Annotated in this window: 7 protein-coding genes; all 7 read left to right on the top strand. The window is 62.3% G+C overall.

What is annotated here, in order from left to right; genetic code table 11:
* The first annotated feature begins 5 nt into the window (after positions 1–5).
* The 7 genes from dgcA (at position 6) to I5961_RS26075 (ending at position 13,897) form a co-directional block, all read left to right on the top strand.
* Positions 6–2,066 carry a dimethylglycine demethylation protein DgcA gene (dgcA, locus tag I5961_RS26105; protein ID WP_085688582.1) on the top strand — a complete coding sequence of 687 codons (2,061 nt, stop codon included), beginning with the start codon at positions 6–8 and terminating at the stop codon, positions 2,064–2,066.
* A 155-nt stretch (positions 2,067–2,221) separates the two neighbouring features.
* Positions 2,222–4,171: a dimethylglycine demethylation protein DgcB gene (gene dgcB / locus I5961_RS26100; RefSeq protein ID WP_085697778.1), complete on the top strand. Its 1,950-nt coding sequence runs from the start codon at positions 2,222–2,224 to the stop codon at positions 4,169–4,171.
* The gene (locus I5961_RS26095; protein ID WP_227233731.1) at positions 4,171–5,391 is read left to right on the top strand and encodes an electron transfer flavoprotein subunit alpha/FixB family protein; all 1,221 of its coding nucleotides are present in this window, start codon (positions 4,171–4,173) and stop codon (positions 5,389–5,391) included. Before dgcB ends, I5961_RS26095 begins: the two co-directional genes overlap by 1 nt.
* Before the next feature lie 9 nt (positions 5,392–5,400).
* Positions 5,401–6,171, top strand: coding sequence for an electron transfer flavoprotein subunit beta (locus I5961_RS26090; RefSeq protein WP_085697776.1), 771 nt, complete (start codon positions 5,401–5,403; stop codon positions 6,169–6,171).
* Positions 6,172–7,166: 995 nt separating this feature from the next.
* Positions 7,167–10,619, top strand: a complete 3,453-nt coding sequence (locus I5961_RS26085; protein WP_227233730.1) for an alpha/beta fold hydrolase — start codon at positions 7,167–7,169, stop codon at positions 10,617–10,619.
* A 139-nt stretch (positions 10,620–10,758) separates the two neighbouring features.
* A complete protein-coding gene (locus I5961_RS26080; RefSeq protein WP_085697774.1) occupies positions 10,759–12,627 on the top strand; it encodes a hypothetical protein in 1,869 nt (622 codons plus the stop codon).
* Positions 12,628–12,652: 25 nt separating this feature from the next.
* The gene (locus tag I5961_RS26075) at positions 12,653–13,897 is read left to right on the top strand and encodes a metallophosphoesterase family protein (protein WP_085697773.1); all 1,245 of its coding nucleotides are present in this window, start codon (positions 12,653–12,655) and stop codon (positions 13,895–13,897) included.
* Positions 13,898–13,995: the final 98 nt, after the last annotated feature.

The following is a 13,995-nucleotide window of genomic DNA, read 5'->3' as shown; positions in this document are numbered from 1 at the left end:
CCGCCATGGCTTTCGAAGCAATGTTTCAGCCAATTCAAATTGGCAAACTGACCATCCGCAACCGCGTGCTCAGCACCGCGCACGCCGAGGTCTACGCGACCGACGGCGGCATGACCACCGAACGGTACGTCAAGTATTACGAAGAGAAAGCCAAGGGCGGCATCGGCCTGGCGATCTGTGGCGGTTCGTCCGTGGTGGCGATCGACAGCCCGCAGCAATGGTGGAGTTCGGTGAACCTGTCCACCGACCGGATCATCCCGCACTTCCAGAATCTCGCCGACGCCATGCACAAGCATGGCGCCAAGATCATGATCCAGATTACCCACATGGGCCGTCGCTCGCGTTGGGACGGTTTTCACTGGCCGACCCTGATGTCGCCGTCGGGCATCCGCGAACCGGTGCACCGCGCCACCTGCAAGACCATCGAGCCGGAAGAAATCTGGCGGGTGATCGGCAACTACGCGCAAGCCGCGCGTCGCGCCAAGGCCGGCGGCCTGGACGGCGTCGAACTGTCGGCCGTGCACCAGCACATGATCGACCAGTTCTGGAGCCCGCGCGTCAACAAGCGGACCGACGAATGGGGCGGCACCTTTGAAGGCCGGATGAAGTTCGGTCTGGAGGTTCTGAAGGCCGTGCGTGCCGAGGTCGGTGACGACTTCTGCGTCGGCATGCGTATCTGCGGCGACGAGTTCCACCCGGACGGTCTGTCCCACGAAGACATGAAACAGATCGCCAAGTATTACGACGACACCGGCATGCTCGATTTCATCGGTGTCGTCGGCTCGGGTTGCGACACCCACAACACCCTGGCCAACGTGATTCCGAACATGAGTTACCCGCCGGAGCCGTTCCTGCACCTGGCGGCCGGGATCAAGGAAGTGGTCAAGGTTCCGGTGCTGCACGCGCAGAACATCAAGGACCCGAACCAGGCCACGCGCATTCTGGAGGGCGGTTACGTCGACATGGTCGGCATGACCCGCGCCCACATCGCCGACCCGCACCTGATCGCCAAGATAAAGATGGGCCAGGTCGACCAGATCAAGCAGTGCGTCGGCGCCAACTATTGCATCGACCGTCAGTACCAGGGCCTGGACGTGCTGTGCATCCAGAACGCCGCGACCTCCCGTGAATACATGGGCGTGCCGCACATCATCGAGAAATCCACCGGACCGAAACGCAAGGTGGTGATCGTCGGTGCCGGCCCGGCGGGGATGGAAGCTGCCCGCGTGGCGGCCGAACGTGGCCACGACGTGACCCTGTTCGAGAAGAAGGAATTCATCGGTGGGCAGATCACCACGGCTTCGAAAGCGCCGCAGCGTGACCAGATCGCCGGTATCACTCGCTGGTTCCAGCTGGAGCTGGCGCGGCTGAAAGTCGACCTGCGTCTGGGCACTGCCGCCGATGCCGACACCATCATGGACCTGCGTCCGGACATCGTCGTGCTGGCTGTTGGCGGTCACCCTTACCTGGAGCAGAACGAACACTGGGGCGCTGCCGAAGGGCTGGTGGTCAGCAGCTGGGACGTGCTCGACGGCAAGGTTGCGCCGGGCAAGAACGTGCTGGTCTACGACACCATCTGCGAGTTCACCGGGATGTCGGTGGCCGACTTCCTCGCGGACAAGGGCAGCCAGGTCGAGATTGTCACCGACGACATCAAGCCGGGCGTGGCCATCGGCGGTACGTCGTTCCCGACCTACTACCGCAGCATGTACCCGAAAGAAGTGATCATGACCGGCGACATGATGCTGGAGAAGGTCTACCGCGAAGGCGACAAACTCGTCGCGGTGCTGGAGAACGAATACACCGGCGCCAAAGAGGAGCGGGTGGTGGATCAGGTGGTCGTCGAGAACGGCGTGCGTCCGGACGAAGAAATCTACTACGCGCTGAAGGACGGCTCGCGCAACAAGGGCCAGATCGATGTCGAGGCGCTGTTCGCGATCCAGCCGCAACCTTCGTTGAGCAGCAATGGCGACGGTTACCTGCTGTTCCGCATCGGTGACTGCGTGGCGCAGCGTAATACCCACGCTGCGATCTATGACGCCCTGCGCCTCTGCAAGGATTTCTAAAAGCTTGCACATGACCCTGTGGGAGCGGGCTTGCCCGCGAATGCATTCTGTCAGTCACCGCTGCATCGACTGACCCGGCGCTTTCGCGAGCAAGCTCGCTCCCACAGGAACACGCCGAACGTGTTTCTCCAGGCTGTACTGGTGGGAGCTTCACTATGTTGAACACCCTTCTTCCAATCCTGTTGTTCGCAGCCCTGGCCCTTGCGGTGCTGGGTGCGTTGCGGCGGGTGGCCATGTGGCGCCGGGGCCGGGCCTCGAAGGTCGATCTGATCGGCGGCCTGTTCGCCATGCCCAAGCGTTACATGGTCGATCTGCACCACGTGGTGGCGCGGGACAAATACATTGCCAACACCCACGTCGCCACGGCGGGCGGTGCGGTGGCGTCGATCGTGCTGGCGATTCTGGTGCACGGTTTCGGCCTGCATAACCGCATTCTTGGCTACGCGTTGCTGCTGATGACGGCGGTGATGTTCGTCGGCGCGATCTTCGTCTATCGGCGTCGGCTCAACCCGCCGTCGCGGCTGTCGAAAGGCCCGTGGATGCGCCTGCCGAAAAGCCTGCTGGCGTTCTCGGCCTCGTTCTTCCTGGTGACCTTGCCGGTGGCCGGGATCCTGCCGGAGAACTTCGGTGGCTGGGTGCTGGCGGCGATTCTCGGGGTCGGTGTGCTGTGGGGCGTGTCGGAACTGTTCTTCGGCATGACCTGGGGCGGCCCGATGAAACACGCCTTCGCCGGTGCCTTGCACCTGGCCTGGCACCGCCGCGCCGAACGCTTCGGCGGCGGCCGTTCCACCGGTTTGAAACCGCTGGATCTGAATGATCCGACCGCGCCGCTGGGTGTGGAAAAGCCCAAGGATTTCACCTGGAACCAACTGCTCGGTTTCGACGCCTGCGTGCAGTGCGGCAAGTGCGAAGCCGCGTGCCCGGCATTCGCCGCCGGCCAGCCGCTGAACCCGAAAAAACTGATTCAGGACATGGTCGTCGGCCTCGCCGGCGGCACCGATGCCCAGTTCGCCGGCAGCCCGTATCCGGGCAAACCGGTGGGCGAACACAGCGGCAATCCGCATCAACCGATCGTCAACGGTCTGGTCGATGCCGAAACCCTGTGGTCGTGCACTACCTGCCGCGCCTGCGTCGAGGAATGCCCGATGATGATCGAGCACGTCGATGCCATCGTCGACATGCGCCGTCACCTGACCCTGGAAAAAGGCGCGACCCCGAACAAGGGTGCCGAGGTTCTGGAAAACCTGATTGCCACCGACAACCCTGGCGGTTTCGCCCCGGGCGGGCGGATGAACTGGGCGGCGGACCTGAACCTCAACCTGCTCAGCGAGAAGAAGTCCACCGACGTGCTGTTCTGGGTGGGCGACGGTGCCTTCGACATGCGCAACCAGCGCACCCTGCGCGCCTTCGTCAAAGTGCTGAAAGCGGCCAAGGTCGACTTCGCGGTGCTGGGGCTCGAAGAGCGCGACAGCGGCGACGTGGCCCGGCGTCTTGGCGATGAAGCCACCTTCCAGCTGCTCGCCAAACGCAATATCCAGACCCTGGCCAAATACAGCTTCAACCGCATCGTCACCTGCGATCCGCACAGCTTCCATGTGCTGAAAAACGAGTACGGCGCGTTCGACGGCAATTATCTCGTGCAGCATCACAGCACTTATCTGGCGGAAATCATCCAGGCCGGCGCGCTGAACCTCGGTCAGCACAAAGGCAACAGCGTGACCTATCACGACCCGTGCTACCTCGGCCGTTACAACGGCGAGTACGAGGCGCCGCGCGAAGTGCTGCGCGCCCTCGGCATCGAGATCAAGGAAATGCAACGTTCCGGCTTCCGTTCGCGCTGCTGCGGCGGCGGTGGCGGGGCGCCGATCACCGACATTCCGGGCAAGCAGCGGATCCCCGACATGCGCATGGAAGACATCCGCGAGACCGGCGCCGAGCTGGTGGCCGTGGGTTGTCCACAGTGCACGGCGATGCTCGAAGGCGTGGTCGAACCGCGTCCGCTGATCAAGGACATCGCCGAACTGGTGGCCGACGCGCTGCTCGAAGACGCCGCGCCGAACAAGCCTGCCACCCCGGCCAAACGTGAACCTGCGGAGGCCCACTGATGAGCGACATTATCCGCCGCGACCCCCGCGCCGAGTGGATCGCACGCAACCGCCTGCACCCGCTGCACGCGGCCATGCAACCGGCGCAACACAGCTGGATGGGGCCCAACGGGATCATCCGCAAGAACCTGCACGGCATCGGCTTTATCGGGCCGAACGGCATCAAGCGCATCGACCGCAGCGGCGCCCAGCAGGGCGGGGCGGTCAAACGCTCGGCAGCGGTCGAAGTGCAATTGCCGCTGCATCAGGTGCCGGCTCCGGCGTTCTATATCAGCGTGGTGCCGGACATGGTCGGTGGCCGTTTGAGCAGCCACGACCGCGATCTGCTCGGCCTGGCCCGTCAACTGGCCGGCAGCGATGGTGCGGTGCTGGCCGTGGTGTTCGGCGAGCACAAGGAAAACGCTTTCGCCACCGCAGGCGTTGACCGCTTGCTGGTGCTGGAAGGTGAAGAATTCAGCGGTTATGCACCGGAACAACGGATCCAGGGTCTGCGGGCTGTGGATAACCAGTTCAACCCGCGTCACTGGTTGCTGCCGGACAGCCGCAGCGGTGGTGGCGAATTGGGTCGGCGCTTCGCGGCGGCGCTGGGCGAGCGCCCGGCCACGCGGGTGTGGCAGGTCAAGGATCAGGAGTGCATTGGCCGCGCCGGTGCCGGGTTGCAGGATCTGGCCCGCCCGGTCGCGCGGCTGATTCTGGCGTCCGCCGAGTGCGCCGAACCGGTCAGCGAAACCCGTCACGAAGCGCTGCCGGTGGAGTTATCCACACCCGTGGCGCGCAGCCTGTCGCGGATCGAGGATCTGGGCGCGGTGGCGGTGGACCCGGCAGCGATTCCAATGGCCGAAGCCGAGTTCATCTTCTCCGGCGGCAACGGGGTCAAGGACTGGGAGCTTTTCCACAAGACCGCTGCCGCCCTCGGTGCCACCGAAGGCGCTTCGCGGGTGGCGGTGGACGATGGCTTCATGGCCCGCGACCGTCAGGTCGGCGCGTCCGGCACCTGGGTCACCGCGCGGGTTTACGTGGCCGTGGGGATTTCCGGGGCGATCCAGCACCTGCAAGGCATCGGTGCCTGCGACAAGGTGGTGGCGATCAACCTCGATCCGGGTTGCGACATGATCAAGCGTGCCGACCTGTCGGTGATCGGCGAAAGCGCGGAAATTCTTCAGGCCTTGATCGCGGCGGTAGAGGCTTACCGCAACGAAGCCAAGCGCGATGCGGCTTAAGGAACGGTTATGAGCACAAAGATCATCAGTCTGGTTTCAATCGGTGCCCACCCGACCTCCGGCCGCCCGCGCCGCGCCGATCAGGATGCCCGCGCGGTGGAGCTCGGCCTGCAACTGGCGGGCGACAATCTGCAAGTGCTGCACGCCGGCGACATCGCGGAACCGGCGCTGCGCGCCTACCTGGGCATGGGACTGGAACAGTTGCACGTGCTGGAACAACCGGCTGGCGCCGATGCGCTGCCGGCGTTGACCGAGTATCTGCGTGATGCCGGTGCACAGGTTGTACTGACTGGCAGCCAGGCGGAAACCGGCGAAGGCTCGGGGATGCTGCCGTTTCTGCTGGCCGAAGGACTGGGCTGGCCGCTGGTGGTTGGGTTGGCGCAGGTCGAGTCGATCAACGACGGTTCGGCACTGGTGCTGCAAGCGTTGCCCCGTGGGCAGCGGCGCCGGTTGAAGGTGCGCCTGCCGTTTCTGGCGACTGTGGATAACGCCGCACCCAAACCTCGGCAGAGCGCTTACGGCCCGGCGCGGCGCGGTGTTCTCCAGGCTCAAGACGTGGAAGTGGTGGAGGACGAATTGCTTGCGGTGGCGACCCTGCAACCGGCCAAGCCCCGGCCGAAACGGTTGAAGGTGATCAAGGCCAAGAGCGGGGCGGACCGGATGAAGGCAGCGACGGCCAAGGCCAGCGGTGGTGGTGGGCAGGTGCTCAAAGGCGTTACCGCGCAGGCCGGTGCGCAAGCCATTCTGAAGCTGCTGATCGAAGAAGGTGTGGTCCGGTAAACAAACGTTGCTGACCCTCTCCCGCGGGAGAGGGCGGTTTACCCACAATCCCTGTTGGCGGATCTGTGGATAACGTGTTCGCCCCTCCCTGCACCCCACGCCAATCAAGCGCTGCAGCCAGCAGATCAAAAAACAACCAGCCTGACTCGCGGTTTTTACGAGCTTTTTCCCCTGGGCAACTTACAGACTTGCCCCCAATCTCTGTTGGCGCTTCTGTGGATAAGATGTTCGCTATCCGCCAGGGGCCATATAAAACGTGGCTTGCAGAGGCTTGATCAAAAAACGTTCAATTCAGCCTTTCAACCCGTCAATTCCCTCGCAAACCCCGATTTATCAACGCCTCCAGCGTTTTTCCACAGCGCACGCCAAGTTACCCCCGAACTCTGTTGGCGCTTCTGTGGATAAGGTGTTTGCCATCCCTTGAAAGCCAAGTAATCCGGGATGTGCAGAGATTTGATCAAAAAACAATCAATCGCAAGTGGAAACCCTGTTTCTGAATAAGTCACGGTTTTTCTTCACAAAACCCCGATCATTTTTGCATGTCATCCACAGTTGTCCCCATTAGCTGTGGGTGGCTATGTGGATAACTTGTTCGCCGAACTCTGCAACCCCCGGCGCGCTTAGTCCAAACGGCAATTGATCACATTTCATACAGTTCTAAGGTCCTGCCTTGACTTCGATCCGGTGCCTGTCTTCACTGCAATGGCACAAGGACAGCTGTCACTTATCCACATCTGGTTCAGGGAGAACGCGTGATGGATACCCGGCCCCACCGCTTACCCCTCAGTCCCTGCACGCTCCGCGCGCTGCCGGCACCTTCGCCGCGCAAGCGCACGTTGCGTCGTGCCGCCAATCAGCACGCCCGTCTGTAGCGCCTGATTCCTGCCCAAACCGCTGTACTGCCGTCGGGATTTCCCGGAGGCCAGGTGCCCGTTCGCCCATTGATTGCAGGCAACCGCAGAGTTGCCCCATCTGCCTGAGAGAGGAACCCCCTCATGACACGGATCGCAACGCCCATCAGCGAAATCAAGGAACATTACGACGTGATCGTCATCGGCTCCGGGTATGGCGGCGGCATTGCCGCGTCGCGCCTGTCCCGGGCCGGTAAACGGGTCTGTCTGCTGGAACGCGGTCGGGAGATTCAGCCCGGCGAATATCCCAATACCATGATCGCCGCGACCGAGGAGTTGCAGGTGCACGACCCGGACGGCCATATCGGCTCGCGCACCGGGTTGTTCGATCTGCACGTCAACGCGCAGCAGAACGTGGTGGTCGGTTGCGGCCTCGGCGGTACGTCGCTGATCAATGCCAACGTCTCGCTGGAACCGACAGCCGATGTGTTCAAGGATCCACGCTGGCCGTTGGCGGTGCGCGAGGACCACGACGGCCTGCTCAAGGCGGGTTACGAAAGGGCCCGGGAGATGCTCAAACCCAACCCCTACCCGAGCACCGCGCCAAACCTGCCGAAACTCGACGCCAACAAAAAATCCGCAGACTTCCTCAAGCAAGGCGCGCACTTCTACAAGCCGCCAATCAACGTGACCTTCGACAAACTGCCCAACAACCTCAACCACGTCGGCGTCGAGCAACTGCCGTGCAACCACTGCGGCGACTGCGTTTCGGGCTGTAATAACAAGGCCAAGAACACCACGTTGATGAACTACCTGCCGGACGCCACCAATCACGGCGCGGAGATTTTCTGCCAGGCCCAGGTGCGGCATCTGGAGCGCGACGGCAACGGCTGGATCGTGCACTTCCAATACCTCGACAGCGGCCGCGAGAAGTTCGACGCGCCGACGCTGTTCGTGAAAGCCGACATCGTGGTGGTGTCCGCCGGCACCCTCGGCTCCACCGAAATTCTGCTGCGCTCGCGGGACAAGGGCCTGGTGATGTCCGGCCAGCTCGGCGAGAACATGAGCGGCAACGGCGACATCCTCGGCTTCGGCCACAACTGCGAGCAGACCATCAACGGCATCGGTTTCGGCGCGCATTCGGCCAAGGAACTGCAACCGGTCGGCCCGTGCATCACCTCGATCATCGACATGCGCACCGAGGGTGACCGCAGCAGTCGCATGGTCATCGAGGAAGGTTCGATCCCCGGAGCGCTCGGCCGGCCGATGGTGCCGGCGATGGCCGGGTTCGCCGAGATGATCGGCAAGCCCACCGACGACAGCTTCAGCGGCAAAGTGAAGTACAAGGAGCGCGAAGCGGAAAGCTTTCTGCGCGGCCCGTATCACGGCGCGCTGCACAACATGCAGACCTACCTGATCATGAGCCACGACAGCGGTCAGGGACGCATGGTCCTCGACAGCAAGGATCAACTGCGCATCGACTGGCCGGGCGTCGGCGAGCAGGAAAACTTCAAGATCGGCAACGAACGCCTGTACCAGAGCACCAAGGCCCTGGGCGGGATCTGGGTCGAGAACCCGATCTGGACCAAGCTGCTCAAGCACAGCATCGTCTCGGTGCATCCGCTGGGCGGTTGCGTGATGGGCGATGACGCCGCGCAAGGCGTGGTCAACCACAAGGGCCAGGTGTTCAGTGGTGCGACCGGCACCGACGTCTACGCCAATCTGTACGTGACCGACGGCGCGGTGATCCCGACGTCACTGGCGGTCAACCCGCTGCTGACCATCTCCGCCGTGAGCGAGCGCAACATGGGCCTGCTGGCCGCCGACCGGGGCTGGAAGATCGATTACACATTGCCCTCGGCACCGCGCAAACAACCGGTGCCACCGACCCTTGGCGTGCAATTCACCGAGACCATGAAGGGCTACTTCTCCCGCGCATTCACCGCCGCACAAAGCACCGACCTGAAGGTTTATGAGGCGGCAGCCAAGCGCGGCGAGGCGGACAACTCGCCGATCGACTTCACCCTGACCATCACCGCCAACGACCTCAACCGGATGATCAAGGAGCCGGAGCACGCCGCGACCATCGTCGGCACGGTGATCGCCCCGGCGCTGTCGCCGCAGCCGCTGACCGCCAGCAACGGCGTGTTCAACCTGTTCGAGCAGTTCGAGCAGCAGGTCGACACGCGCCACATGAAGTACGACATGAAACTGACCGCCGAGGACGGCAACGACTACTTCTTCAGCGCCTTCAAGACCGTGCCGGAAGACAACGGCGTGCTGAATATCTGGCACGACACCAGCACCCTCTACGTCACGCTGTATCGCGGGCCGGACAAGACCGGCGAGGTGATCGGCTCTGGCGTGATGCACATCAAGCCGACCGACTTCGCCAAACAGATGACCACCATGAAGGTCCTCAATGCGCGCAACGAGCGCGAGCGCATCGAAGGGCTGGCGCGGTTCGGCAAGTTCTTTGCCGGGATTCTCTGGGAGAGTTACGGCGGGGTGTTCGCCGGTGACAAATACTTCAACCCCGACGCGCCGCCACGGTTGAAACGGCCGCTGGATGCGCCGACGCCGGCCGTGCATTTCTTCTCCACCGAAGATGGCGTGCAGTTGCGTCTGACCCGCTATCAGGCTGGCAGCAAAGGCCCGGTGATGCTGGTGCATGGTCTGGGCGTGGGCTCGAATATCTTTTCCACCGATACCATCCAGACCAACCTGCTGGAGTTTCTCTGCAAGCACGACTACGACGTGTGGCTGCTGGATTTCCGGGTGAGCATCCTGCTGCCGGCGAGCAAGAAGGAATGGAACGGTGACCAGATCGCCCAGTACGACTTCAAGGCCGCCATTGCGCAGATCCAGCAAAAGACCGGCGCGAAGGACGTGCAATGCGTGGTGCATTGCTACGGCGCGACCACGTTCTTCATGTCGCTGCTCGCCGGTTTGCAAGGCGTGCGTTCGGTGGTCTGCTCGCAGATCGCCGCCGACACGGTGGTCGCGACGGCGACGGGGCTCAAGGCCGGTCTGCACTTGCCGGGGATGCTCGACGCGATCGGTATCAAATCGATGACCGCCTACGCCGACAGCAAGGAGAACTGGTTCAACCGGCTCTACGACAAGGCGCTCAACGGCTACGCGCGGATTGAAGCCCAGGGCTATTGCACCAACCCGGTGTGCCACCGCATCACCTTCATGTACGCCTCGCTGTATCGCCACGACACCCTCAACGAGACACTGCACGACAACCTGCACGAGCTGTTCGGCGAGTCCAATATCGAGACCTTCGAACACCTGGCGCTGATCGTGCGCAAAGGGCATCTGGTGGATTTCAAAGGGCACGATGTTTACATGCCGCACTTTGATCGGCTGACCATGCCGATCTGCTTCATCAGCGGCGCCGACAACCAGTGTTATCTGCCGGAAAGTACGCTCAAGACCTATCAGCGGGTTTGCGAGAAGCACGGGCCGGAGCGCTACAGCCGGCATGTGGTGCCGGGTTACGGCCACATCGATTGCATGTTCGGCAAGAACGCGGTGGTCGATGTGTATCCGATCATCCTTGAACACCTGGAGAAAACCGCCCTCGGATAGCCGTCGATCGTTCCCACGCTCTGCGTGGGAAAGCCGCCATGGACGCTCTGCGTCCGCTTTTGTGACGCGCAGCGTCACGAGATGCATTCCCACGCGGACGGTTCGACGCGTCGACGTGGGTAGGATCTGGGGAACTGATATGGACAGCTACATCCGCTGGTTTCAACGCTTCATCTGGCTAGGCATTGCGATGAACATGGTGTTCGCGATCCCGGCGCTGTTTGCGCCGGGGTTGCTGACATCGGTGGTCGGCCTGCCGCCGCAACTCTCCGACCCGTGGCTGGAAAACGCCGGGATGCTGCTGGTGGGTATCAGCGTGTTCTACATGCCCTCGGGCTTCAACGCGCCGCGCTACGTGGTGCATTCCTGGCTGTGCGTGCTGACGCGGCTGATCGCCGTGGCGTTCTGGATCTACCTGATCAACACCAGCAGTCAGGGTTCGGTGTTCGTGCCGATGCTGATGGGCGACCTGAGCTTTTTCCTGATCCTCGGCATTCTGCTGTACCTCGGCACCACGCCTGAAAACCGGCCACTGGCGCTGCTCTGTGACGGCTGGCGCGAATGGCGCGCGGCGTGGGCGCGGCATTGGCAGAACCACGCGTTCAAGGTCGGTACGCTGGTAGTGGTCGCGCTGCTGGCGTTCATCGGTTACCAGACCTGGTATCAGATGCTGCGCGTGGTGCCGGAGCAGGAGTACGCCTCCGATGAGGATCACTACAAATACGCCGCGATTGGTTTGGGCATCGAAGCGCGTATTCCCTATTACCTGTTCTCGGTATTGCCGCAGATGTGCCCGGAAAAACTGCCGAAACCCGGCGGCTGGGAAGTCTTCGGTTTCCTGTTCGAGAACGGCAAGGACCTGCCGATCGGGATGGCCAAGCGGCAGATCGGCTACCCGACCGTCGAGCCGAACTGCGCGTTGTGCCACACCGGCTCCTACCGGGCGAATGCCAGCGACGTCGCGGTCAATGTGCCGAGCGCGCCGGCCAATACCCTGCAACTGCAAGCCTTCCAGTGGTTCGCCTACGATTGCGCCAGCGATCCGAAATTCACCACCGACGCGGTGATGGCGGCGATCAACAGCAAGTTCCAGCTGGGCTTTTTCGAGAAGCTCTACAACCGTTACCTGATCATCCCGATGGCCAAGACCGCGCTGCTCAAACAGAAGCAGGCCTACGCCTGGCAGAAGCTGCGCCCGCAACAGGGGCCGGGACGCACCGACACCTTCAACCCGACGAAAATGGTGGTGTTCGGCTTCCCGGATGACTCGACCATCGGCACCGTCGACCTGCCGCAAGTGTGGAACCAGAAACCCCGGGAATCGATGTACCTGCACTGGGACGGCAATAACAACAAGATCCACGAGCGCAACTACGCCGCCGCGATGGCCGTGGGCGCGACGCCGGAATCGGTGCTGCCGCCGAGTTTCAACCGGGTGACCAACTGGCTGCTCGGACACAAGGCGCCGGCGTGGCCGTGGGCACTGGATCAGGCCAGGGTCGCTCAGGGCAAACCGGTGTGGGAGGCCAATTGCGCGGGTTGTCACGATTTCGGTCGCGTCGACACCGGGCAGGTCACCACCAACATCGACCAGCTCGGCACCGATCCGCACCGGCTGAACTCGTTCACCACCGGGCTGGTGGCGGCGTTCCATACCTTCAAGAAACCGCCGTTCGATTTCGGCGCCTACCGCAAGACCCAGAGCTACAGCAACACGCCCACCGACGGCATCTGGCTGCGCGCGCCGTACCTGCACAACGGTTCGGTGCCGACCCTGTGGGACTTGCTGCAACCGCCGGAAAAACGTCCGCAGGTGTTCATCACCGGCTCCGATGTCTACGACCCCGTCAACGTCGGTTTCGTGACCAGCGGCGCCCAGGCCAAGGCCTCGGCGGACTTCACCTACGACACGCGCCTGGAAGGCAACCACAACAGCGGTCACCTGTACGGCACGACGCTGTCGGACGACGACAAGCGTGCGCTGATCGAATTCATGAAAACCCTGTGAACCCTTACGGATAGAGGATTACGTCATGTCAGCGGTCGGTCATCTGAAACACGAATACGACAAGGTCAAGGTGCGCCTGCACGGCCTGTTCACGCGCATCGAAATGGCCTGGATGAAGCTCATCAGCGAACTCGAGCCGCAGGAGTTTCAAGCCATCATCAAATTGCTCCAGCGCGGTCACGATCAGGCGCAATACGTGCTCAAGCACGGCGAGCTGCCGGACGACGAACCGGCGGTGCCGTGGGAGCTGTCCCACGGCTTGTCGATCCTGCGCATCGGCAACGCGACGCCGCTGCCGCAATCGCCCGATCAACTGCAGACCAAAGTGCTCAAGGACGGCACGCTGCTGGGCTGTCGCAAGTGGGAACTGCTGGATCTGCTGTGGAGCGAGGCGCTGCTCAAGTGGATTGAAAACCTGCGCCATCACGCGACCTTCGGCACCGATCCGGCACTGGTGAAAATGGATCGCCAGGTAACGCTGGCGATTGCCGGCGATTGGGGCACCGGTCCGTTCAACAGCCATGCGCCGGCGGTGTCGGTGGCCAATCAGATGCAACTGGCCAATGCCGATTTCACCATTCACCTGGGGGACGTTTATTACGCCGGCACCCATTCTCAGGAAGACACCGACATGGCGGGCTGGCCGATGGGCACCCGCGGCTCGTTCACCCTTAATTCGAACCACGAGATGTACAGCGGCGCCCACGGCTATTTCAAGGAACTGGCCGCGCGTTTTCCGGGGCAGCAGGGCACCAGCTACTTTGCCCTGATCAACGACGACTGGCTGATTGTCGGTCTGGACACGGCGTATGCCTCGGACGTCATGAACCTGTACATGGACGGCACTCTGAACAAGCCGCAGATCGAGTGGATGAAGGGCCTGCCGAAACGCAAGAAACTCATGGTGCTCAGCCACCATCAGGGCTTTGACATCACCGGGCACAACAAGACCGCGCTGTATCAGCCGGTGTGCGATGCATTGGGGCGCGAGCCGGATTACTGGTACTGGGGGCATCTGCACAACGGCATCGTCTACGCACCACAAGGTGGGCTGCATGCGCGCTGTGCCGGGCACGGCGCGATTCCTTACGGCACCACCAGCGAGCTGAACGGACATTCGCGGGTGCTGTTTTCGGAGACGAAGGATGCGAACGATCCGGACTACCCGCTGCGGGTGTTGAACGGATATGCGAAAGTTCGGCTGGATGGCGAAAATATCGTTGAAGAATTTATCGCCGAGAATGGGGAAGTTCGCTGGCGATCAATCTAGTGTATTTAACTCAAGTGCGCCCGGTTGGGCGCATTTTTGTTTTTCAAACTTATAAAAACATTCGGAACTATATATTCGATATGCGACTTGTTTGATTT

This window comes from Pseudomonas sp. IAC-BECa141, from assembly GCF_020544405.1.
Taxonomy (GTDB): Bacteria; Pseudomonadota; Gammaproteobacteria; order Pseudomonadales; family Pseudomonadaceae; genus Aquipseudomonas.
This window is presented reverse-complemented; position numbering and strand designations above follow the sequence as displayed.